The organism is Nocardiopsis sp. NPDC055879 (assembly GCF_053615935.1).
This window is the reverse complement of record NZ_JBSHCT010000027.1, coordinates 1-22,106: the sequence shown is the minus strand read 5'-3', so window position 1 is coordinate 22,106 and position 22,106 is coordinate 1. Positions and strand designations below refer to the sequence as shown.

The window sequence follows — 22,106 nt, the reverse complement described above, 5'->3', positions numbered from 1 at the left end:
CGTACCCGGTCGCCCCAAGGACGCCGAAAGCGCATACCCTGGAACCTGTGAGCCCTATCCAGGTCCCAGACGCGCCCGTGGTCCTATCGACGGCGTCGGTCTACCCGGAGAAGACCCCGGCCGCCTTCGAGATCGCGGCGAAGCTGGGGTACGACGGTGTGGAGGTGCTCGTCTCCTCCGACCCGGCCAGCCAGGACATCGAACTCCTCCGGCGCCTCTCGGACTACCACCAGATGCCCGTCACCGCAGTCCATTCGCCCTGCCTCGTCCTCACCCAACGGGTGTGGGGCAAGGATCCCTGGGGCAAGCTCGTCCGTTCCAAGGAGATGGCCGAGGCCCTCGGGGCCAAGGCGATCGTGGTCCACCCGGCCTTCCGCTGGCAGCGAGAATACGCCAAGGACTTCGAGATCGGCGTCTCCCGCATGCAGGACGAGACCGACGTGGTCTTCGCGGTGGAGAACATGTACCCGGTCCGGGTGCGCGACCGAGAGGTCGTCCCCTACGCCCCGAGCTGGAACCCGCTCGACCGCGACTACGCCGACGTGACCCTCGACCTGTCGCACACCGCCATGTCCGGTTCCGACGCGATGGACATGGCCAAGCGGTTGGGCGATCGCCTCTCCCACGTGCACGTCGCCGACGGTCTGGGCGGCCAGAACCTGGACGAGCACCTCATCCCCGGGCGGGGGAGCCAGCCCGTGGCCGAACTCCTCGAACATCTGGCGGGCAACCGGTACGAAGGTCAGCTCGTCCTGGAGGTGAGCACCCGCAAGGCCCCCGATCGGCAGACCCGGATGCGCGAGTTGGCCGAGGCGCTGGCCTTCACCCGACTGCACTTCGCCGGACCACGCGAGCCCGAACCCGCGCTGGGCCGTCGTGAGCGGATCGCGCTGCTGCGCCGCCGCCCCCAGGCGCCGCCGCGACGCTTCGCCGTGGACGAGGGCGGGGCCGTCGACGACGAGGGCACCGTCGACCCGGACTGAGGCACCCGTCGCCACCGCCCCGGAGAGGTTGTCCACGGGTTGGGACGTGTGGTCCACCTCGGCCCGGCGGGACGGTTAGCGTGGAGGGATCCGCAGAGAGGACCCCTTCATGATCGCGATCATCGGTGCAGGCAAGATGGGCGAGGCACTGCTCGCCGGGCTGTTGGCCAAGGACCGTTCCCCAGGGGACGTCCTGGTCACCGAACCGCGCGAGGAGCACGCCGCGGAGCTTCGCGCGCGCTACGGGGTCGAGACCGTGCCGGCCGTCGACGCCGTCAAGCGCGCCGGCACCCTGCTCCTGGCCCTCAAGCCCCAGGACATGCTCGCCCTGCTGGACGAGGTCTCCGCGCACCTGTCCGAGGAGCGACTGGTCATCTCGGTCGCGGCGGGGCTGACCACCGCCGTGTTGGAGAGCCATCTGCCCTCCGGTGTCCCCGTGGTCCGGGCCATGCCCAACACCCCGGCCCTCATGGGGAAGGGGATGACCGCCGTCTCCGGCGGAGCGCACACGCGGACCGAACACCTGGACCGGGCCGAGGAGTTGTTGAGCACGGTCGGCGAGGTGATCCGGGTCGGTGAGCAGCACATGGACACCGTGACCGCGATCTCCGGGAGCGGGCCGGCCTACTTCTACTTCATCGCCGAGACCATGATCGAGGCCGGAGTGGCGATGGGTATGCCGCGCGCCACGGCACAGCGGTTGGTCGGCCAGACGATCACCGGATCCGCCGCCATGCTCGACGGCTCGGGGGAACACCCGGTGGTCCTGCGCGAAGCGGTCACCTCACCGGGTGGGACCACCGCCGCCGCCCTGCGCGAGTTGGAACGGCACGGTGTGCGGACCGCGTTCACCGACGCGATCGAGGCCGCGAGGGACCGGAGCAGGGCTCTCTCCGGGCACTGACCGCAGGGTATGTGGCGTAAATCACATAAAAATCCGTAACGGTTCGTGATCGAGGGGCGCTGGAAGTGGCGTCGTATGGGATGCATAAAGTCGGGCAGAGCGGGTGGAACCCCGCCTCCTTCCACCCCACGCACTCCCAGTACCTCCTCCACAGATTCCGGGGCCCCATGACCAACTCTCAACCGCCATCGGACCCTTCCCACCAGCCCGGACAGCCCGGGCCGAACACGCCCCCGCCCGGAGCTCCGAGTGGCCCCCAGGTCCCTGGGAACCCCTCCGGCGGCCAGACCCCTCCCGGGCCGAACACGGGAGGGCGGCCCGCGGCGGGCTCGCCACCGGCCGGCCCGCCATCGGGTGGACCACCACCCGGTGGACCACCACCCCAGGGGGGAGCCCCCTCCGGTGGTCGGCCGCCGCTCGGCCCCCCGAGCGGTGGACAGCCGAACTTCGGACCTCCGAGCGCGGGACGGCCGCCCGGGGGCGGCCCCATGGGTCCGCCCCCGGGCGGAATGCCGCCGGGTGGTCCGCCGCCTCCCGGAGGAATGCCCCCTGGCGGGATGGGCGCCGGCGGTCTGCCCCCGGGCGGTCCCGGTGGACCCGGCGGCCCCGGAGGCCCGGGCATGCCGCCGCCCCCCGGTCCCTATGGTGGTCCTCCCGGCCCGCCGCCCCTGCCCCCGCTCGGCCTGTTCAAGTCCAAGTCGGGCCTGCGCGCCGCGCTGCTCAACCTGTCCGGGGTCGGCGCGGGCTACTTCTACCTGCGCAGTTGGCTGTTCTTCGGGATCAACGTAGGTGTCACGCTCGCACTCCTGGTCACCGCGGCGATCCTCGGCGCGGCCGACAACCTGCTCGTGTGGGTTCCCTCGCTGCTCTTCTGGATCTTGATCACCGTCGTGCACGGCCTGTTCGCCGGCCGCTCGCACGACCGACGGCTCATGGGCGTGGGACAACAACCCTCCGCCAAGCCCATGCCGATGATCCTGGCGGCCTGCCTGGTGCTGGTGATGGCCGCCTCGCTGGTCGGGGTGTGGCAGGCCGGTGAGTGGCGCCTGCGGGTGGCCGACGCGGCTCACGCGCGTGGTGACTGCGACGCCGCGATCGACGCCTACAACGGGGTCGAGGCCGGGTTCCAACTCTCCATGTCCCCGAGCCTGATGAACCGGGCACGTTCTGGCGTGGAGGCCTGTGAGCTGCTGCGTCGCGCCCAGGCCGACGTGGAGAACGAGGCCTACGACCACGCCCTGGAGTCCTACAGCGAGTACTTCGCGCATGGGTCCGCCCAGTGGGAGGACACCGACGGCAGCGTCGCCGAGGTTCACCTGGACTACGCCTCCCAGCTCGCGACGGAGGCCGACGAGCTGTACAGCGGAGAGGTGACCTCGGAGGTCGAGGAGGCCTTCCGTCAGGCCCAGGAGACCTACACCTTCGTGGCCGAGGACTTCTCGGACACCCCCGCCGCGGGAGAGGTGCCCGCGGCCCTGGTCGACCTGTACGACCTGGCGACCGGCGACTACGCCGAAGAGAGCTGGTGTGGGGCCTTCGGTCAGATCGGCATGTTCGACGGTCTGAACTGGGACTCCGCGCCCGAGATCGCCGACCGCATCGAGGAGGAGCGTCCCAACGCCGCCCTTCAGTGTGGTTGGGACCAGATCGACGAGGGGAACTTCGACGAGGCGGAGGAGCAGGTCGAGTTCCTCGCCGCCGACTACCCCGAGCACGAGGCCGACGAGGTCGAGGACCTGGAGCGGCACGTCGGCGCCGGCCGCATCGAGCAGCAGATGGACCTCGCGGTCATCGTCGGAGAGAGCGACCTGGACGGCACCGCCTGGGAGACCGGTGGTGGTGACAAGGTCGAGGTCCAGTACGTCAACCACACCGACGAGGACATGCGTTTCCTCTACGTCGGACCTGACGCGGTGCACGGTGAGGTCATCATCGAGCCCTGCGACAGCTGTGACACGTCCTCCGCGCCCACCGACACCTCCTGCCTCAGCGACTCCAACGCGATGGACCTGACGCTGGACCCGGGCGAGTACCGGATCGTCATCGGATCAGTCGACGGCTTCACCAGCCGCCCCCTGCACAACACCATCGACATGAAGGCCGGGGAGACGTACGCGGACTGCTTCTACATGGAGTGATCCCGAGCGTTTCACGACCACGAGGAAACCGAACGGGGCCCGCACGAGTCACCATCGTGCGGGCCCCGAGGTTCTGAGGTGGACCCGGTTTGCGTACTGTGTGCTTCGGAGCACGTACACCTGGAACGGGGGTCACCATATGGGAGGGCACACGTCCTGCTCGCTTCGGGTGGCATGGGACGAAGGACTCACCACCTACGACTTCGGGGCGCAGCACCCGATGGCGCCGATCCGGGTCGAACTGACCATGGCGCTCAGTCGTGAACTCGGCGTCTTCGACGGGCCGGGCGTGGACCTGATCGACGTGGAGCCGGCCTCCGACGAACTGCTCTCCCTGGTGCACGACCCCGCCTACATCAAGGCGGTCAAGCGGGCGGGCAAGACCCTCCAACCCGACGACACACACCTGCTCGGCACCGTCGACAATCCCGTCTTCCCCGACATGCACGACGCGGCCGCGCTGATCTCCGGCGCCTCGGTGGCCGCCGCCGAGTCGGTGTGGACGGGAAAGAGCGCGCACGCCGCGAACATCGCGGGCGGCCTGCACCACGCCATGCGCGGACACGCCTGGGGCTTTTGCGTCTACAACGACCCCGCGTTGGCCATCGCCTGGCTGTTGGAGCAGGGGGCCAAGCGGATCGCTTACGTGGACGTGGACGTCCACCACGGCGACGGCGTCCAGAAGGCCTTCTACAACGACCCGCGCGTGCTCACCATCAGCCTGCACGAATCCCCGGTGACTCTGTTCCCCGGCACCGGCCAGGCCTCTGAGACGGGTGGTCCGGACGCGGAGGGCTACGCCGTGAACGTCGCCTTGCCCGCGGGCACCGGCGACACCGGCTGGCACCGCGCCTTCGACGCGGTCGTCCCACCGCTGCTGCACGAGTTCCAGCCGGAGATCCTGGTGACCCAGCAGGGGTGCGACACCCACGCGCTGGACCCCCTGGCCAACCTCACGCTCAGCGTGGACGGGCAGCGTCGCGCCTACCAGGAACTGCACAAGCTGGCCCGCAAGACCGCGGGCGGTCGTTGGCTGATGTTCGGCGGTGGCGGGTACGGCCTGGTCCACGTCGTGCCCAGGGCCTGGAGTCACCTGCTCGGCGAAGCGGCCGGTGCCCCCATCGACCCCGACCGCGAGACCCCGCAGAAGTGGCGCGACTTCGTACGTGAGCGCACCGGCGAACTCGCGCCGCTGTACATGACGGACGGGCGCGAGGTCACCTTCACACCCTTCGAGAACGGCTACGACCCGGGCGACCCCATCGACCGGGCCATCCACGCCACCCGCACCGCGATCTTCCCCAGCCACGGTATCGACCCCACTCTCTGAACCTTCCGATCCCACTCGATCGGATCGTCGGGTCACACGATGGTTGAAATCCGCGTGTTCGCGGAGTGGCCGGCCCGTGGCGGGTAGGAAGGGGATGAATACCGGGCGAACGCGAGTCGGCGCCTCGGTGGCCGCCCGACGTGTCACCGCGATCGCCGCTCAGGAAAGGAAGGGGAACGCAGGTGACGCCGCCGACACGCGCCGAACTCATCACCTATCTGGTTCGCACGGGGATCGCGGGGCATGTCGACACCCCACGGCAGAACAACCTGCGCCATTATCGACGGCTCGTCCAGAAGGACCCCTATCACCAGTTCGGCCTGACCTTCTCGCACGACTGGACCTTCAGCGAGGTCCTCTCACTGCTGAGCAAGCGGTGCGGTGTGGTGGACGACGAGGAGTACGTGTGGGGGATCGACACGATCGACCCGGACCGGACCATCGACGCGCTGGAGGCCCTCGCCGACCGGTTGGCGTTGGCCGCGGAACGCCGTGAACGCGTCATGTTCGCCACCGGTCACCCCCGCAACCTCCGGGAGACCTACGCCGCGTGGAAGGACGCCCTGGTCGAGCGCGGCTGCACCGTGCTCACCGCGGCCGGCGGGTACTCCTACGAGGTGACCACGGAACGCCCGCCCAACCGAAGGATCGTGGTCTGGCGGGACGACGTCGCCATGGTGACCGACGGCCGACTACCCCGGCACAGCCACCATCCGTTCGCCATGCGGGCGATCCTGAACGAGCTCGGAGGCCGCGGTGAGGCATGGCCGCAGTTGGTCATCGCCGATCATGGATTCGCCGGGGCCGCGGGGGAGATGGGGGTCCCGACGGTGGGCTTCGCCGACTGCAACGACCCGGCCCTCTTCCTCGCCGAACACGAGGGAAAGCTACTGGTCACGGTGCCTTTGGACGACGGTTATCTGACCGAGGACTACGCCCCTCTCCGGGATTACGTTCTCCGCCGAGCCGGGTTCCTCTGAGCAGGGTGGGCCATTTATACCCACCGTTAAACCTCATCCGACCCGTGCTCAACGTATAACCCGGAAGCGGGCGCGAACGACCTTCCCTAGACGGGAACTCGGCTCTACTCTGAAAACGGACGTGTCAGTAGTGACAGCATGACACGCCGGCGTGTCGGTGGGACGAACACGGTTTCCGGGGTCGTCCGACCAACGTCCGGTGTGCCAGGGCTGAAGGGTAGACAATTGATCACGTCCGGGAATGAGGGCGTCGCAAGATGAACGGGAGCAAGCCGCCTCTCGAAGAGGTCAGGTTCTTGACCGTGGCGGAGGTCGCCACGATCATGCGCGTATCCAAGATGACCGTTTACCGAATGGTGCACTCGGGAGTTCTCCCCGCAATCCGTGTGGGGCGGTCCTACCGGGTCCCCGAACGTGCCGTGCACGACTACCTCCGCGAGGCTTTCGTCGAGGCCGGTTGATCGGTGGGATCCGGGTGTGGGGCGGACACGCTCGACACCCGGTCCACCACCTGAGGGACGGCGCGCCCCCCGGCGCCGTCCCCCACGGTGACCTTCCCTCGTCGGCGGTCGCTCCGGGAACGGGCCGAACGGCTCTTGCCCCGGGGCGACGAAGGGCATGGCAGGGCATCTACTACACTTTGTCGTTGTTGTAGTCCGCCCTGATCACACCCCGTTCGCGAGGTTGCCTGGATGCCCAGTACCAGTACGGGTACGCGACCCGGTCGCGCCGTGCCGCGCCTGTCGGCCGCCGTTTTGGCCGCCGTCCTCGCTTTGTCCGGCTGCGCCGGGGGAACCGAGATCGAGAGCGGTGGCGAAGAGGACCGCTTCATCTCCGGTGACGGCAGCGCCACCGTCTTCGAGACCGGCGAACGCGAACCCGCGCCCGACGTCGAGGGAAACACCTTCGAGGGCGACGACCTCGCCCTCTCGGACTACGAGGGGCAGATCCTCGTCCTCAACGTGTGGGCCAGCTGGTGCGGTCCCTGCCGTGCCGAACAACCGGTGCTCGACGAGGTGCACACCGAGTACGAGGGCCTCGGTGTGGACTTCCTCGGCGTGAACATCAAGGACAACGAGACCGCCGCGCGGGCCTACACCGAGAACAAGGGCGTGGCCTACCCGAGCCTGCACGACCAGCCGGGAGAGATCCCACAGGCGTTTCGGGAGACGGTCCCGCCGCGCGCCATCCCGAGCACCCTGATCCTGGACCCGAACGGCGACATCGCAGCCCGCGTCATCGGCCCCACCACCTATGGGCAGCTCACCGAACTCCTCGACCCGCTGGTCGTCGAGTTCGACCTGGGCGACCCCGAGGAACGTCCTCGGGTCGCCGAGGAGGAGAGCGGTGACGACGGGGCCGAGGACGCGGAGAGCGCCGAGGCCACCGACGGCACGGAGGACGGCGACGAGGCGGACGCCGAGGGCTCCGCCGAGGACGATGGCTGATGGATCCCATCGGCACCACGATCCTGTCCGGTTCGCTCCTGCTCGCCGCTCCGCTGGCCCTGGCCGCGGGGCTGGTCTCCTTCCTCTCCCCGTGTGTCCTGCCCCTGGTACCCGGATACCTCTCCTACGTGTCCGGGATGAGCGGCTCGCACGTGCGGGAACGCCAAGAGGCGGCGGGAGACGGCGGAACCGTCACCGACATCGACACCGAACTCGCCTCCCGGCGCTGGACGATGGTCACCGGAAGCGTCCTGTTCATCGTCGGGTTCAGCCTGGTGTTCATCGCCGTGGGCGGGTTCATCGGCTGGCTCGGCGACCTGTTCATGGCCTACACCGACCCCATAACCCGGGTGCTCGGCGCGCTCACGATCGTGCTCGGTCTGGCCTTCATGGGTTTCATGCCGGGGATGGGCCGCGAGTTCCGGTTCCACCGTCTGCCCCGGGCCGGTCTGGCGGGCGCGCCCCTGCTCGGGGTCCTGTTCGGGTTGGGTTGGACCCCCTGCATCGGGCCGACCCTGGCCGCCGTGCAGACCCTCGCCTTCGTCGAGGGCGGTGCCGGCCGCGGCATGCTCCTGTCCCTGATCTACTGCGTCGGCCTGGGGCTGCCCTTCATCCTGGCCTCGCTGCTCTACCGGCGCGCGCTCAACTCCTTCGACCGACTCAAGAGGCACACCCGCACGGTCACGATGGTCGGCGGGGTCATGCTCGTCCTGGTCGGCCTGGCCATGGTGACGGGGTTGTGGACCGAGATGACCATCGCCATGCAGGGATGGGCCGCGAACTTCCAGACGGTGATCTGACTTGACCACGACCAAGACCGACACACCGACGAACCCCGAGGAGAAGCCGCGCGCCGCCAAGGGCCTGGGCGTCCTGGGTTGGGCGCGCTGGATCTGGCGCACGCTCACTTCTATGCGCACCGCGTTGATCCTGTTGTTCCTGCTGGCGCTGGGGGCGATCCCCGGATCGATCCTGCCGCAGAACGTGGTGAGCGTCGACGAGGTCGCCTCCTACTTCCAGGAGAACCCGGAGCTGGCCCCCTGGCTCGACCGGTTCTACCTCTTCGACGTGTTCTCCTCGCCCTGGTACGGGGCCATCTACCTGTTGCTCTTCGTGTCGCTGGCCGGGTGCGTCATTCCGCGCGCCATGGTCCACGCCAAGGCCGTGCGGGCCAGGCCGGTGGCCACGCCGCGCAACCTGGGCCGCATGCCGTACGTGGCACGGTTCAGCACCGACGCCACCCCCGACACCGCCCTGGAACAGGCGCGCAAGGTTCTCAAGGGGTACCGGACCGAGCGCTACGGCGACTCGTTGTCCGCGGAGACCGGCTACCTGCGCGAGGCCGGGAACGTGCTGTTCCACCTGGCCCTGCTCGGGTTGCTCTTGGCGCTGGCCGCCGGTTCCTTCTTCGGCTACCGCGGCAACATGCTCATCGTGGAGGGCGACGGGTTCGCCAACACGCTGCCCTCCTACGACGCCATCTACCCGGGGCACTGGACCGACACCGACGAGTTCGCTCCGTTCACCATGCACCTGGACGACTTCGAGGCCACCTTCATCCAGGACGGTGACCTGCGCGGTCAGGCGGAGGCCTATGTCGCCGACGTCACCTACACCGAGGAACCCGGCGGGGAGGAGAAGACCCACCGGCTGGAGGTCAACCACCCGCTGAGCGTCGACGGCGTGCAGGTGTACCTGCTCGGCCACGGCTACGCGCCGCGGTTCGAGGTCCGCAACGCCGAGGGCGACCTGGTCTTCGACCAGGCGGTCCCGTTCCTGCACCGCGAGACCATGACCTATGCCTCCGACGGTGTCGTCAAGGTGCCCGACACCGGAGGCGAGGAACTCGGCTTCGTGGGTGTCTTCCTGCCCACCGCCGACGAGGACGCCGAAGGGGAACTGGTGTCCACCTTCCCCGGCGCGGAGAACCCCAAGGTGACACTGGACGCCTACCGAGGCGACCTCGGCATGGTCGACCCGCAGTCGGTCTACCAGATCCAGACCCAGAACATGGAGGGGCTCGGTGAGTCCCCCGTGATGGCGGTCGGCGACACCTGGGAGCTTCCCGACGAGGCCGGATCGGTCACCTTCACCGGTGTCCAGGAGTACGCCACCCTGCAGAGCAACCGGGACGGGGCACGGGTGCCGGCGCTCACCGCCGCGACCCTGGCCGTCGTGGGCCTGATCGTCACCCTGTTCGTACGCCCCCGCCGGGTCTGGGTGCGGGCCACCGAGGGCGAGGACGGACGGACCCGGGTGGAGCTGGCCGGACTCGGCAAGACCGAGGTGGCCGGCAACAACGCCGAGTTCCACGAGATCACCACACGGCTCGCCGGACGGCTCCGGAGCGAGTCCACCGACGACCCCACCAGCCCAACCGAAGAGTCGACCACACGAGGGAGTGACCGGTGACGAACACACTCGCCGCACCGGTGAACGAGAGCATGGCGTCGGCCAGTGACACGCTCATCATCGCGATGATCGTGACCTACGCCGCCGCGCTCTTCATGTTCGCGATCGAGGCCGCGTACGGCCGTCGTACCAAGCTCAAGGCCGGTCGCCTCATGCCGGTCGGCGCCGGAGCCGTCGAGGGCGGCGACAGCGACATCGAGGTCAACGTCCGAACCAGCGAGGGAGAGGCCCAGGCCTCCCAGAGCGTGCTCGGCCGCATCGCCCTCGGAGTGACCGCGCTGGGCTTCCTGTTCAGCCTCGCCCAGATCATCACCCGTGGCATCGCCGCCGGCCGCTGGCCGTGGGGCAACATGTTCGAGTTCGTCGTGGCGATGTGCCTGGTCGCCGTCGGCGCGCTGCTGTTCGCCTCCTGGCGCTACCAGGCCCGCTTCCTGGGCGCCTTCGTGCTCGTTCCGGTGCTGCTCCTGCTCGGCATCGGTGTGCGCTGGCTGTACGTCGACCCGGGTCCGCTGATCCCGGCGCTGCAGTCCTACTGGGTGCCGATCCACGTGACGGCGGTGATCATCGCGGGCGGCGCGTTCATGGTGTCCGGTGTCGCCGGTATCACCTACCTGGTCGCGCACCGGGCCGAGGGCAAGAGGGCGCTGGGGGAGAAGGTCGCCGGTATCGCCGGACGGCTGCCCAGCCCGGAGCTGCTGGACCGCATCTCCCACCGGTTCATCCTGTTCGCCTTCCCGCTGTGGACCTTCGGCGTCATCGCCGGGTCGATCTGGGCGGACGAGGCCTGGGGCCGCTTCTGGGGCTGGGACCCCAAGGAGGTCTGGTCGTTCATCTCCTGGGTCATCTACGCGGCCTACCTGCACGCGCGGGTCACCGGCGGTTGGCGCGGACCCAAGGCCACCTGGATCAACGTGCTCGGTTTCGCGACCGTGATGTTCAACTTCTTCGCGGTGAACTACATGTTCAGCGGTCTGCACTCCTACGCCTGATCGGCGGCGGAGAGCGAACGCGACTCCTGCGAGGGGCGGCCCGAGGGATCGGGTCGCCCCTCGGCCTCTTGGTCGAGGGTCGAGGCGTCAGCGAGGGTCCTCGCCGATCCCCGGAGGCGCGGTCGACCCGCGGACGATCAGTGAGGTCTCCAGGGTGACCGTGCCGGTGGATCCGGCCGCGTCCACCGAGCGCAGGAGGAGGTCGACGGCCCCGTGCCCGGCCTCGGCGACCGGCATGGCCACCGTGGTCAGGGCGGGGCTGGAGTACCGGGCCACGTGACTGTTGTCCACGCCGATCACACTGAGGTCGCCCGGAACGTCGAGGCCGAGTTCGGTGGCCCGCCGAACGAGACCGAAGGCGAGCAGGTCGTTGTGGGCCAGGACCGCGGTGGCGTTACCGGCCACGACCTCGTCGGCCACGGCGCGGCCGCCCTCTTCGGTCGGTGGGTTGGGGCCCACGCGTTGGATCAGGATCCCGTGGTCCCGCGCGATGTGCTCGGTGGCGCTCTCGATCTCCCCGCTGGTCCAGGCGCGTGAGGGCCCGCCCACCACGGCGATCTCCCGGTGGCCGAGTTCGATGAGGTGTTCCATGGCCCGGCGGGCGCCGGTTCCGACGTCCATCAGGACCCCGGACACCCCGCGCAGCCGTCGGTTCACCACGACCAGCGGGATCTCCTGCGCCAGCTCCGCTATGGCCCGGTTGGTCAGACGTGGTGCGACCAGCACGGCGCCGTCCACCTGCTTGGCCATGGACCGGATGAGTTCCTCCTCCACCCGGGCCTGCTCGTCGGTGTCGGCGATGAACACGTGGTAGTCGCGGGCTCGGGCCTGGGCCTGGGCCGCCTTGATCAGGGGCGGGAAGAAGGGGTTGGCGATGTCGGCGACGATGAGCCCGAGGTTGCCGGTCCTACTGGTGGACAGCGCCCGCGCCGCCCGGTTGGGGCGGTAGCCGAGTTCCTCGGCCGCGGCGAGGACGCGCGCGCGTGTGTCGGCGTTGACCAGGTGCGTCGCGGAGAAGGCCCGCGAGACCGTGGAGACGTGGACCCCGCTCACCCTGGCGACGTCCTTGATGGTGACGGCCACCCGTGGACTCCGTTCCGCTGTTCGATCTTGGGGACGGCAAGCGTTTGCTCCAAGAGCACCCTTCGGGCCTTGCCGCTTTTGTCATCGTGACCCATCGAAGGCCCGGCTTTCCAGCATTTTCCCGCAACAACTCGATGGAGGAGGGTTGACGGGGGTCACGTGTATCGGGGACGTTCATGCAAACGTTTGTACACGGGTCCCGACCCGTCATCCCCCGGAGGAGCGCCGATGCGCAAGCCACCCCCGATTCCGTCCCTGACCTTGGCGGCCGTCCTGGCCACGACCACTCTCGTCGCCGCCGCTCCGGCGAGCGCCGAACCCGACGTCGACCCCCGCGGCATCGGTCGTGAGGCCCTCCATGAGGGCGACGGTTGGGGGTCGGCCGGACACGGAACGACCGGCGGCTCGTCGGCCGCCCCCGAGGACGTCCACGTGGTCTCCACCTTCGAGGAGTTCCGCGACGCGGTCGGCGGCAAGGACGACGACACCCCCAAGATCGTCTACGTCGAGGGGCACATCGACGCCAACACCGACTCGAACGGTGCCCCGCTCAAGTGCGAGGACTACGCGGTCGACGGATACACGATGGAGGAGTACCTGGAGGCCTACGATCCAGAGGTCTGGGGTCGGGACGACCCCGAGGGTCCCCTGGAAGAGGCCCGCCTGGCCTCCGCCGCGGTGCAGGCGGAACGGATCCGCGTCGAGGTCGGATCCAACACCACCATCGTGGGCGCGGGCGACGACGCCGTCCTCTCCGGGACGAACCTGCGCGTCCACGACGTCGACAACGTCATCCTGCGCGACCTGACCTTCTCCGACGCGCACGACTGCTTCCCCGGCTGGGACCCCACCGATGGCGAGACCGGCAACTGGAACTCAGAGTACGACCAGGTGGAGGTCTCCGGCGCCACCAACGTGTGGGTGGACCACAACACCTTCGACGACGGCGACAACCCCGGCACCGAACTCCCCGAGTACTTCGGCCGCAAGTACGAAGTACACGACGGACTGCTCGACATCGTCCGGGAGACCGACCTGGTGACGGTGTCCCGCAACCACTTCGACGGCAGGGACAAGGCGATGCTGTTGGGCAACAGCGACGGCCGGACCACCGACCGCGGGTATCTGCGGGTGACCTATCGGCACAACCACTTCGACGGGCTGGGGGAGCGGGCGCCCCGAGTGCGGTTCGGGCAGGTGCACGTCCACAACAATCTCTACACCGTCCGGGATCCGGAGCACTTCGGCTACAGCCTGGGAGTCGGCCTGGAGTCGCACCTGTACGCGGAGAACAACGTCTTCGACCTGCACGACGGGATCGGGGCCGGGGAACTGCTCCGCAACTGGGGCGGCACCGACATCGTGGAGCACGGGAACGTGACGATGTCGCAGGGCGGCGGTCGTCTCACCCCGGTGGACCTGGTCGCCGAACACAACGTGCTCTACCCGAACGCGCCGCTGGGCACCGGACTCACCTGGGTGCCGCAGTTCACGGCCGAGGTCGAACCGGTGCACGCGATCCGCGGGCTCGCGCGGGAGGTCGGGGCCGGACTCCTGTGAGGTCCTCACCCGCTCCCTGAAACGCGTTGGGGGCCGCACCCGATTTCCTCGGGCGCGGCCCCCAACGTTGGTTCGAGCGGCGGTACCACTCGGGACGACTAGTCCTCAGGGTCGATCCGTCGGTTCAGTCGACGGAGGAACTCCGGATCGTCATCGGGTCCGAGCGGGTGCGGGCTGCCGGAGGGTTTGGAGAAGTCGGACGGGTCAAGGTCATCCGCGGACACGTCCTGGGCCGGAGAGGGCGCGTCACCCGGCACAGGAGCGGTCTTGCGTGGCCGGCCGAGGAAGAACCAGAGGATCCATCCCACGGGTACGAACAGTCCGATGACGACCAACCACAGGATCTTCGGTAGGTTCCGAGCCTCCTGGGCAGGGGTGGTCAACGCGTCGAAGAACGCGTACACCCATAGAACGATCGATACGAGCGTGATCAGGCCACCGAGCCACACCATGGTTCCAGCCTACTCTCGCTGTCCACTCCCCGTGGCCCGGCCCAGGGCTGCCGGAGACCCCGCGGAGCGGGTGCCCGGGGCCGTCGAGGACGTTGCTCTGTCTTAGGTCAGGGGGTGGTCTCGCTGGGTTCCCCGAGGAGGAGTGCCCGTACCTCGGACTCCCGGAAACGGCGGTGCCCGCCAGGAGTGCGGATGCTGCTGATCCGCCCGGATGCGGCCCAGCGGGTCACGGTCTTGGGATCAACCCGGAAGAGTGAGGCCACTTCCCCGGGGGTCAACAGGCGTTCGCTTGCTCGTTCCACCTTCACATTCCCCCAATCATGCCCGCCTTGAGTGAGGGGGCGGCGGGCGTTTGATCCCCTAGTGTGCACGAGTTGGACCGTTTCCTCCCTAGTTTTCGGAGAATTTACGGCGATCGGGGGATAGCTGGGGGATATGTGATCGGAACGTGATGTTCGGTCCCCACTGTCGGGATTGGAAACATCCCACGAATACCCGTATCCGATGCCTTGGGTGCCCCGTTCCAGTGGCGACGGAACACACCCGGACCTGGTGCACGATGCCCGCAGCAGGCCCTTAACCTGGGGTGAGGGCCGTCTGACCGGGACAACACCCCTTCTGCCGCGCTCGTCCGGCTCGGCCGTACACGCACGTGAACGTACGTGGATGGGTGTGCTGACCAATCTAGTGCAGGTAATCGTCTGTTGTGAGGCTTTTTCGATGCGTAGCTGGTTGACCTATACCGCCGCCCGGGTGGCGCTCTTCGCGGGCGCCTTCGGAGTCGTCTACCTGTTCGGTGCGAGGTCCTGGGTCGCGCTGGTCCTGGCGTGGGTGATCAGTGGTCTGGCCTCCTATGTTCTGTTGTCCAAGTGGCGCGATCAGATGTCTTCCTCCGTCACCGAATGGTCGGACAAACGCAAGGAGGAGTCGGTCGGGGGGCGTCTGGTCGGCGGAGCCGCCCGTGAGGACGAGATCCAGGACGAGGTCCTGCGGGCGCAGGAGGAGAAGGCCGCCGAGAGCGCCGACTCCGACGCGAGGACCGCCGACGAGAGCGCCACCGACACCGTTGCCGAAGCCGACACCGGGTCCGAGGTCGAGCCCAAGGCGGACAAACCCGTCAAGTAGCCCCCGACGACGACGGGGTGGCCGCCGCGCCACGCGGCCACCACCCCGGTGCGGAATCCGGCCTCAGGAGGCCGGGAACATGCCCAGACGGGCGTGGCGGGCGCCCCCCAGCCGCTCGGTGTCGCTGCCCACGTACAGCCCGTCGGAGGTCGCGTGCAGGGCCTCGGCCCCGTGGCCGCGCGCCCGGCCCGGGTTCCACTCCAGCGCGCGCCCGGAGATCGGGTCCACCGCCGCGATCCCCTCGCGCTCCACGGAACCGGGGCCCGGGTTGAGGGCGCCCTCCTCGTTGTCCATCCAGCGCTGGTGGCCGCCCACGTAGACCGCGCTGGACGTGACCTCGACCGAGTAGATGGAGTCCCCGCCGGTCAGGTTGGTCCAGGTGGGTTCGGCGTTCGCGGTGGAGTCGTTCTCGAACCGGGCGATGGACTTGCACAACCCCGGCTTGACCCGTGGGCCGCCCGCGGTCACCACGGCGAAGTAGGAACCGTCGGGGGAGAAGTCCATCTGCCGCATGTAGGTGTGCATGCGTTCGTAGTCGCAGGGCGCCTCGTAGACCGAGGTCGACCATGGGGTGAGGCCGCCGGATCCGGTGTCGATCATGGCGATCTGGTAGCGGTCCTCGCCGTCCACCTCGGTGAAGGTCCCGTTGATGGCCAGACGCCGCCCGTCGGGACTCAAGGCCAACTCCTGCACGCGCAGGCTTCCGCGCCGCTGCTCGGCGATGGTCGGGGTGAAGCCGGCGTCCACGGTCCCGTCTGTGGAGTCGACACGGGCCAGCCCGGTGCGGCTCTCCCCGTTCACGGTGGAGAAGTTGCCGCCGAGGTAGACGTCGGTGCCGTCGGAGGCGAGTCGGTACACGTTCCCGTCGCCCACCGCGGCGTCGAACCCGTCGACGGTGTCGCCGGCGGTGGTGTCGATCCGGGCCACGCCCCGGCTGTCCTTCCCGTTGACCTGATTGAAGTGTCCGCCGAGGATCACCGTCCCGTCCGGCCCCTCCGCCAGGGAGGTGACGGTCCCGTCCACAGAGGGGGTGAAGTCCCCCAGGATCTCCCCGCTGCCATGACGGAAGGCGAACAGGTTGCGCCGATCGTGTGTGCCATCGCCGTTGGAGTCGGAGACCCGGTCGAACTCACCGGCGACCACGACGATGTCGCCGATCCGAAGGATGTCCTTCACCGAGCCGTTCAACACGTGCGGCGTCCAGTCCACGGGGCTTTCGCCGACCACGCCCTCGTGGGGTGCGGCGGCGGCCGGGGCGGTGGTCGCGACACCGAGTGGAAGCAGGAGCAGCGAGCCCATGGTCAGGGCGGCGAACGATCGGGCCGATTTCACGGGTTTCTCTCCTTGGGCGGGGGAACGGCTGCGGTGCCCCCATTCTTGCATGAAGTAGTCGAATGACTACGTCTGGTGATTAAGCTTCTGTGCGGTCCGTGCCCCCACCCGGTCACAGCCGGCGAATGCGCGCCGCCATCAGCCGCAGTGCCTGTTCCCGAGTGGCGTCCTTCGGCGCGGCGAACCAGACGGCGTCGCCCACCCGGGCGCCCTTCAGTCGCCCCGAGAGTTCCTCGGCCGCTTCGGCCCGACCCGAACCCACGGCGAATCCCACCGGTTCGGCCAGGCCGTACCAGCGCGGCGCGTAGGTGCAGTCGGTGCGCCCTCGCATCCGCCTCACGTGTAGCACCTCCAAGCCCTCCGCCAGCGAGGCCGCGGCCGAAGGTACGTGGTCGTAGGGGAACGCGTCCGCGCTTTCGCACCCCAACACCAAGGAGACCTCCTCCCGCACACTCCCCGAGTCGTGGCTCACCCGCAGGTCCCCACAGAATCCGTTCCCCCGGAAACGCACCAACGTGGTGCGTGGTGCCCGATGCCGGACCAGGCGTGCCAAACGTTCCCCGTCCCAGGGGGTCAGTGCTGGTTCGTACTGTCCCCACGCGACCGGAAGGGATCCCCGCAATCGCTCCGCCATCAGTTCGACCGACCTGCCCGGAGTGAAATCCGACTTTGGAAACCGCAGGGTGGCTTCGAGGACGAGCTGCCGACCGGTCGGGGAGTCGTCCAGGAACCCCTCGGCCGGCGCGATGTCCCCCACCCGCCGTACGGGCACGTGGCCGTGTTCGGGGTCCCAGCGCAGTGGTAGCCCGGAAATGCCGTCGTAGTGGCCACCGGCCTCGTCGCGCACGACCCAGCGAGCCAGGGGCAGGGTCATCAGGGTGCGCAGCGAGTAGGTCAGGCGGGTGTGTGTCGGGGTCAGTAGTTGGAAGCCGTCACCCCGGGACGCGTGGACGGTCAAGGCGTCGGCGATCCAGGAGGAGTAGGGGACGACCTCGCGATCCTGCGCTACTACGACGGCCCGGCTCGCCGAGTGCTCCACCGTCGGGTGCGGGGTCTCTTCCCAGACCCCGAAGTCGGCAGGTCCCGAAGTCCATACGGCCCCACCCAGCCGCAGCGCCAGTCGGTCCGCGACCCGGTGCGCCACCTCGCGTCCGGCATCGTCCGGACGGGCCCGGAGCTCGACCCACCAGAAGCGCCCGGGTAGCCCTGACCCGAGGTCAGGACCGAGCAGCCTCTCCACCTCTCCGGGAGCCTCGACCGCCTGGCCGGGCTCCAACGTCAACAGCACCCCGTGGGAATCGCGCAACTGGAGGAGACCACCGCCGGCCAACGCTCCCACCCTCAAGTCGGCACCGGCATCCTCCAACGCTCGGGTGAGTGTCCGCAGGTCCGGATTCTCCGCTACGAGCGCCACCACGTCATAACTCATCCAGGGTCCTTCGGCTCTGCCTGGTCGGGGGATCTGTAGGGAAGGTCACATGAACGGCGCATGTGACTTCTACGTCCACTCTGTCACCAATTGTCGATATAAGTGATGTACAGAGTTTGCAAACGCCCTGAAAACACGGAAAGCAGGTGCGAGGACCGTGAGGTTCGAGCTGGTTCCACCCCTGGACCGGCCGGAGGAGACCGAGAACGGGTCACCTCTCGAAACGGCTCGCCCCCGTCACCCGGTGGTGAGGTCAGGACCGTGATGGCCCGGCGTGCGGGCTCCTTGGGAGGCCGTGTCACCACGGTCGCCCGCTCATTGCACTCCGTCCTGCGACGACTGGACTCCAACATCGTTCGCTACGAGCACGAGCGAGTGGACCACCACGCCATAGACGAGTCCCCACCCCCGGAGAACTTCCGTCCCGAACTCTTCTCCGGCGGGGGCGACCTATGAGCGAGTGGGATGTCGACCCCACCGGCGTGGGCGGGGTTCTCCACAACGTGGCCGACCAGGTCGGTGACGGCGGTGGAGAAGCGCTCGACGGTCACCTCACCTCGCTCGCGAACTCACTTGTCGAGGCCGCCGGCTCGTCCATGAGCGGACCCGTCGGATCCGAGCTTTACGCGTTGCTCGAACACGTCGGCGAGATGTGCGAGGAAATGGTCGGTCGGGCCGGATCCGCGGTCGAAGGATGCGCGGAAGCCGTCGACGCCTTCCTCGTCGGCGACATGGAGATGGCGGCGGAGGCCCAGAGCGCCGCGGGAACAATCGACGACCCGGCTTGATCCCCCACTCTCGCTAGGACAGACGAATCACATGCCCCTCATCGAGGACTTCAGGCCCTCACACGATGACGATCCCCGCAACCAACAAGCGATCGACCACGATCCCAACACCCTCATCTATCCTCCGCTGATCCCCCGACCCGCCACGATCGTGGAGAACCTTCGGGAGGCGATCGGCACGATGAGGTCGGCGGCCGGGTCGATCAGCGACAGCGGCCACGACATCGAGGACACCTGGGGTGCCCTCCCCAACCACTACTCGGCGCCTGGCAGCGACACCCTCTTCTCCGCCATGGGACGGGTCTCCGAACGGGGGGACGACATCGATGGCGACATCGCCTCGGCGGTATCCGAATTGGAGACCTTCGCCGACGCGGCCGAGACCGCCAAGGAGAGGCTCGGTTCGCTCCGGGAGGAGGCCTGGGAGTTTCGTGAGGAGATGCAGGCCGAGGACGCCTGGAGCGAGAACCCGATCAACACGCTCCGTAACCTGCAACTCAAACTCGCGGTCAACAAGGCATGGGGTGAGTACCAGGACGCCGAGCGCGACTGCGCGACCGGGCTTTCATCGATCAGTGGCTCCGGTAACACCTACGTGGCCGCCGGTGAGGGCGAACCCGACACCGGAGAGGTCGTCTACGGGATCGACCCGAACGACGTCCCCGATCCGAACTTCGACCCCGGCAAGTTCTCCGATTGGAAACGGGTCCATGAGTTCACCTGGGACTACCTGGAAAACGGCGACAAGCCCAAGGGCATGAACTGGGCGGTCGACGCCGGTATGGCCGGCTGGGACAACTTCGGCGGCGGCATGGTCTGGGGCATCGGTGTCAACGCCGTGTCGGCGACCGGGCTGTGGCACGCGAACAGTGGTTGGGCCCAGAACGGTTCCGAAGTCTACGACAACGCCAAGGACCACCTGAAGGAGACCCTCAAGGGATACGGGGCGCTCGCGGGCTTGTACGGCGGATCCGGCACCGTCCTCGACGATGGTGATTTCACCGGGGAAGCCTGGCTGCAGAACATGGGCGAGTCCTGGAAGGAGGTCGCCCACGACCTGGTGCCGTGGCGGGAGTGGGACGACCGTCCCATGTACACGATCACCACTGCCGGAGGAAACCTCGCGCTGACGCTGGTGGGTGGTCTGCCGGTGCGAGGTGCGACCATGCTCGCCAGGGTGGGGACCGGGGCGTTCCGACTGGACCTCGACGAGTTCACTCCATCCCTCCACCTCGGCCCAGGGTTGGCCGCACGTCCGGGTTTCGACCTGTCCGATGTCTTCCGTGGCCGGAATCCGGATGGGTCCGGGGAGTGCTCGGTCGGTTGAACGACCTCTCCGTGCGGCTCAACGAACTCACCACCCGTTGGTCGACACCGGAACAGTCGGTTCCGGACCGGCCCACGCCACCGTTCGCGAACCACGGCGACGCAGATGGCTCGGGTAGCAGACCTACGCGCTCCGACGAATCCGAAGGCTCCCGCGACGACCGCCATTCGGAGGAGCCCGCCTCGACGGGGCGTCGGAACGAAACCGAGGACCGATCGGTTCGTGAACTGTCCGAGGAGGTCGACCGGTTCAGCGCGATGGACGCGGAAAAGCGTGCCCGTCTGCTGAAACGCAGTTTGGACCGGGCAACGGTCGGACCCGGCGGGATGGAGATCCCCGGGCCCGACGGTCTCGGACGCCGCAATGGAGAGGACGGTTTCCAGGCTCAGAATTCCACCGCCGGCGAACCACATGGTGGACATGATGGAACCCGGGCGCGAGACGGACAGAGCCCTGGAAGTACCGCTTTGCTGGAGCGCGACTCCGGCGGTCACTCTGGGGGGACCGGCACGGGCGGTGCTTTCGGTTCCGGCGGAGGTCCCGCTCACTTCGGTGGCGGGGGTGATGGAGGCGGTGGTCGCCCCGATGATCCCTTCGCCAATGGAACCGGGGACGATCCCAGGCCACCCGGCCCCAAGACCCTGGCGGAGTTCGAGAAACACCGCTGGGGTGACCAGAAGGACCCGGCCGCGGAGGAAGCCTTCCTGCGGGATGTGGAACATCTGGTCAACCACGACGAGGATTTCCGGAAGAAATATTACAACCGGATCGGTCATCGGGTTAAAGAAGATCTTAAGATTGGGCTGGAGAATTGGCAGCTTCCCAAGCTCCACATCGATGAGAATACTGGTTGGCGCACACCTCTCAAGCAGCCGGATTCACCGGACTACTATGGGGACAAGACCAAGGTCAGGATCAATAGCCCTGACTTCCTCAAGGATTCAAATGGAAATCCGCTTACAGGTGACGAACTCGCCAGGAAGGAGAAACTCCGCGAAGATTTCAGGAGCCTTGATGCTTTGGCGGAACAGAAGGCGAAGACGTACGATGATGCGGTAAGAAAAAACGAAACCTTCAAGGCGGCGGAGAAAAAATACGGGAAATATGTAGAAGGTGGAGAAAATCATGGCCTGCTCGAAAGGGCACACCAGGACAAGGTGGATGCTTATCACAAATCGACGAAGGTGGCCGAAACCTTTGGCGAGGAGTCGGCGAAGATCGCCGCCCGCTACGAATTCGACGGAAGTCCTCTGCTTGACAAGCATGGCAATGAGGTTATGCGGGAGGTCAAGGATGATCAAGGCAACGTGATCGGGGAGGAGAAGGTCGTCAAACCGGACCTGGAAGGTGCGACCCTTTTGGGCCGTGGGTCCGGGGCTCCTGGAAACGGAAACAGTCAGTTCGACCTGATCTATGAGACCAAAGACGGGGACATCGTCATCGTCGAGGCCAAGGCCAGCACGACGACTTCCTTGGGCACAAGGATTCATGCCCCGAAGGGTGGGAGACCTGCCGATGTCATGCAGGGGACCAGTGGTTATGTTGATTCAACCCTTGACGCAATGCTAAGGCGTGGTGAAGGTTCTCTTATTCCCGTTGGGGAGGGTTCGAAGATCCCTGGAGTGCAGAAAATCGGGGGGAGGTCATTTATTGACGAAGAATCTCTTGCTGAATATATTTCCGAAAAGTCAGAGCAGGGTCAGTTGACTTATGCACTATTTAAAGGGAATCCAATGAGGTGATCTCAGCGAGTTTGCTTCTCGATATTGGTCAGCGCCAACGCGGCTTGCACGATCATCCCGATCTTGGACGGGCTCATCGTGGTG

General features: G+C 67.6%; 21 protein-coding genes. 16 read left to right on the top strand and 5 right to left on the bottom strand.

Going from position 1 to position 22,106, the window contains the following annotated elements:
- Positions 1–47: 47 nt before the first annotated feature.
- The 10 genes from ACWGKS_RS25430 (at position 48) to ccsB (ending at position 11,184) form a co-directional block, all read left to right on the top strand.
- Entirely contained in the window at positions 48–983 is a 936-nt protein-coding gene (locus tag ACWGKS_RS25430) for a sugar phosphate isomerase/epimerase family protein (RefSeq protein ID WP_358507736.1), read from the top strand.
- 109 nt (positions 984–1,092) lie between these two features.
- Positions 1,093–1,887 (top strand): pyrroline-5-carboxylate reductase, encoded by a 795-nt coding sequence (gene proC, locus ACWGKS_RS25425; RefSeq protein ID WP_452456372.1) that lies wholly within the window; start codon positions 1,093–1,095, stop codon positions 1,885–1,887.
- A gap of 620 nt (positions 1,888–2,507) precedes the next feature.
- Positions 2,508–4,025: a DUF1109 domain-containing protein gene (locus tag ACWGKS_RS25420; protein ID WP_358507733.1), complete on the top strand. Its 1,518-nt coding sequence runs from the start codon at positions 2,508–2,510 to the stop codon at positions 4,023–4,025.
- Between the two features lie 169 nt (positions 4,026–4,194).
- Positions 4,195–5,355: an acetoin utilization protein AcuC gene (locus ACWGKS_RS25415; RefSeq protein WP_358507731.1), complete on the top strand. Its 1,161-nt coding sequence runs from the start codon at positions 4,195–4,197 to the stop codon at positions 5,353–5,355.
- Positions 5,356–5,537: 182 nt separating this feature from the next.
- Positions 5,538–6,335 (top strand): phosphatase, encoded by a 798-nt coding sequence (locus ACWGKS_RS25410; protein ID WP_358507729.1) that lies wholly within the window; start codon positions 5,538–5,540, stop codon positions 6,333–6,335.
- 257 nt (positions 6,336–6,592) lie between these two features.
- Positions 6,593–6,796, top strand: coding sequence for a helix-turn-helix domain-containing protein (locus tag ACWGKS_RS25405; RefSeq protein ID WP_013155995.1), 204 nt, complete (start codon positions 6,593–6,595; stop codon positions 6,794–6,796).
- A 231-nt stretch (positions 6,797–7,027) separates the two neighbouring features.
- Positions 7,028–7,783 (top strand): redoxin domain-containing protein, encoded by a 756-nt coding sequence (locus ACWGKS_RS25400; protein ID WP_452524272.1) that lies wholly within the window; start codon positions 7,028–7,030, stop codon positions 7,781–7,783.
- On the top strand, positions 7,783–8,583 hold the full coding sequence (locus ACWGKS_RS25395) for a cytochrome c biogenesis CcdA family protein (protein ID WP_452524270.1): 801 nt from the start codon (positions 7,783–7,785) through the stop codon (positions 8,581–8,583). Before ACWGKS_RS25400 ends, ACWGKS_RS25395 begins: the two co-directional genes overlap by 1 nt.
- A 112-nt stretch (positions 8,584–8,695) precedes the next feature.
- Positions 8,696–10,195 (top strand): cytochrome c biogenesis protein ResB, encoded by a 1,500-nt coding sequence (resB, locus tag ACWGKS_RS25390; RefSeq protein WP_358507812.1) that lies wholly within the window; start codon positions 8,696–8,698, stop codon positions 10,193–10,195.
- On the top strand, positions 10,192–11,184 hold the full coding sequence (ccsB, locus tag ACWGKS_RS25385) for a c-type cytochrome biogenesis protein CcsB (RefSeq protein ID WP_358507723.1): 993 nt from the start codon (positions 10,192–10,194) through the stop codon (positions 11,182–11,184). Before resB ends, ccsB begins: the two co-directional genes overlap by 4 nt.
- An 87-nt stretch (positions 11,185–11,271) precedes the next feature.
- Here ccsB and ACWGKS_RS25380 read toward each other — a convergent pair whose 3' ends face one another.
- Positions 11,272–12,267: a LacI family DNA-binding transcriptional regulator gene (locus ACWGKS_RS25380; protein WP_358507721.1), complete on the bottom strand. Its 996-nt coding sequence runs from the start codon at positions 12,265–12,267 to the stop codon at positions 11,272–11,274.
- 228 nt (positions 12,268–12,495) lie between these two features.
- Here ACWGKS_RS25380 and ACWGKS_RS25375 point away from each other — a divergent pair, with 228 nt between their 5' ends.
- Positions 12,496–13,827: a pectate lyase family protein gene (locus ACWGKS_RS25375; protein ID WP_358507719.1), complete on the top strand. Its 1,332-nt coding sequence runs from the start codon at positions 12,496–12,498 to the stop codon at positions 13,825–13,827.
- A gap of 98 nt (positions 13,828–13,925) precedes the next feature.
- Here ACWGKS_RS25375 and ACWGKS_RS25370 read toward each other — a convergent pair whose 3' ends face one another.
- The gene (locus ACWGKS_RS25370) at positions 13,926–14,279 is read right to left on the bottom strand and encodes a PLD nuclease N-terminal domain-containing protein (protein ID WP_358507717.1); all 354 of its coding nucleotides are present in this window, start codon (positions 14,277–14,279) and stop codon (positions 13,926–13,928) included.
- Positions 14,280–14,386: 107 nt separating this feature from the next.
- A complete protein-coding gene (locus ACWGKS_RS25365; RefSeq protein ID WP_017603819.1) occupies positions 14,387–14,587 on the bottom strand; it encodes a BldC family transcriptional regulator in 201 nt (66 codons plus the stop codon).
- Positions 14,588–14,999: 412 nt separating this feature from the next.
- On the opposite strand from ACWGKS_RS25365, the gene ACWGKS_RS25360 reads away from it, so the two are divergent.
- Entirely contained in the window at positions 15,000–15,404 is a 405-nt protein-coding gene (locus ACWGKS_RS25360; protein ID WP_452456371.1) for a DUF4229 domain-containing protein, read from the top strand.
- A 63-nt stretch (positions 15,405–15,467) separates the two neighbouring features.
- Here the strand turns inward: ACWGKS_RS25360 and ACWGKS_RS25355 are convergent, their stop codons facing one another.
- Together ACWGKS_RS25355 and ACWGKS_RS25350 are read right to left on the bottom strand one after the other, a co-directional pair.
- The gene (locus tag ACWGKS_RS25355; RefSeq protein ID WP_452456370.1) at positions 15,468–16,736 is read right to left on the bottom strand and encodes a hypothetical protein; all 1,269 of its coding nucleotides are present in this window, start codon (positions 16,734–16,736) and stop codon (positions 15,468–15,470) included.
- A 112-nt stretch (positions 16,737–16,848) separates the two neighbouring features.
- Positions 16,849–18,165, bottom strand: coding sequence for a DUF6177 family protein (locus ACWGKS_RS25350; protein WP_452456369.1), 1,317 nt, complete (start codon positions 18,163–18,165; stop codon positions 16,849–16,851).
- Positions 18,166–18,429: 264 nt separating this feature from the next.
- Here ACWGKS_RS25350 and ACWGKS_RS25345 point away from each other — a divergent pair, with 264 nt between their 5' ends.
- From ACWGKS_RS25345 to ACWGKS_RS25330, 4 genes are read left to right on the top strand one after another with little or no spacing between them, the layout of a single operon-like run.
- On the top strand, positions 18,430–18,621 hold the full coding sequence (locus tag ACWGKS_RS25345) for a hypothetical protein (protein ID WP_452524265.1): 192 nt from the start codon (positions 18,430–18,432) through the stop codon (positions 18,619–18,621).
- Positions 18,618–18,953: a DUF6507 family protein gene (locus ACWGKS_RS25340; protein ID WP_067597520.1), complete on the top strand. Its 336-nt coding sequence runs from the start codon at positions 18,618–18,620 to the stop codon at positions 18,951–18,953. Before ACWGKS_RS25345 ends, ACWGKS_RS25340 begins: the two co-directional genes overlap by 4 nt.
- Positions 18,954–18,984: 31 nt before the next feature.
- Positions 18,985–20,280 (top strand): coiled-coil domain-containing protein, encoded by a 1,296-nt coding sequence (locus tag ACWGKS_RS25335; RefSeq protein ID WP_452524263.1) that lies wholly within the window; start codon positions 18,985–18,987, stop codon positions 20,278–20,280.
- The gene (locus ACWGKS_RS25330) at positions 20,277–22,022 is read left to right on the top strand and encodes a hypothetical protein (protein WP_452524262.1); all 1,746 of its coding nucleotides are present in this window, start codon (positions 20,277–20,279) and stop codon (positions 22,020–22,022) included. The genes ACWGKS_RS25335 and ACWGKS_RS25330 overlap by 4 nt, the downstream gene beginning before the upstream one ends.
- Positions 22,023–22,106 lie beyond the last annotated feature (84 nt).

What these genes read in the sequence shown, in the direction of transcription:
- proC (WP_452456372.1), top strand. Translation starts at nt 1,093, where the DNA reads ATGATCGCGATCATCGGTGCAGGCAAGATGGGCGAGGCACTGCTCGCC.
- ACWGKS_RS25420 (WP_358507733.1), top strand. Translation starts at nt 2,508, where the DNA reads ATGCCGCCGCCCCCCGGTCCCTATGGTGGTCCTCCCGGCCCGCCGCCC.
- ACWGKS_RS25405 (WP_013155995.1), top strand. Translation starts at nt 6,593, where the DNA reads ATGAACGGGAGCAAGCCGCCTCTCGAAGAGGTCAGGTTCTTGACCGTG.
- ACWGKS_RS25400 (WP_452524272.1), top strand. Translation starts at nt 7,028, where the DNA reads ATGCCCAGTACCAGTACGGGTACGCGACCCGGTCGCGCCGTGCCGCGC.
- ACWGKS_RS25395 (WP_452524270.1), top strand. Translation starts at nt 7,783, where the DNA reads ATGGATCCCATCGGCACCACGATCCTGTCCGGTTCGCTCCTGCTCGCC.
- resB (WP_358507812.1), top strand. Translation starts at nt 8,696, where the DNA reads ATGCGCACCGCGTTGATCCTGTTGTTCCTGCTGGCGCTGGGGGCGATC.
- ACWGKS_RS25375 (WP_358507719.1), top strand. Translation starts at nt 12,496, where the DNA reads ATGCGCAAGCCACCCCCGATTCCGTCCCTGACCTTGGCGGCCGTCCTG.
- ACWGKS_RS25370 (WP_358507717.1), bottom strand. Translation starts at nt 14,279, where the DNA reads ATGGTGTGGCTCGGTGGCCTGATCACGCTCGTATCGATCGTTCTATGG.
- ACWGKS_RS25360 (WP_452456371.1), top strand. Translation starts at nt 15,000, where the DNA reads ATGCGTAGCTGGTTGACCTATACCGCCGCCCGGGTGGCGCTCTTCGCG.
- ACWGKS_RS25350 (WP_452456369.1), bottom strand. Translation starts at nt 18,165, where the DNA reads ATGAGTTATGACGTGGTGGCGCTCGTAGCGGAGAATCCGGACCTGCGG.
- ACWGKS_RS25345 (WP_452524265.1), top strand. Translation starts at nt 18,430, where the DNA reads ATGGCCCGGCGTGCGGGCTCCTTGGGAGGCCGTGTCACCACGGTCGCC.
- ACWGKS_RS25340 (WP_067597520.1), top strand. Translation starts at nt 18,618, where the DNA reads ATGAGCGAGTGGGATGTCGACCCCACCGGCGTGGGCGGGGTTCTCCAC.
- ACWGKS_RS25335 (WP_452524263.1), top strand. Translation starts at nt 18,985, where the DNA reads ATGCCCCTCATCGAGGACTTCAGGCCCTCACACGATGACGATCCCCGC.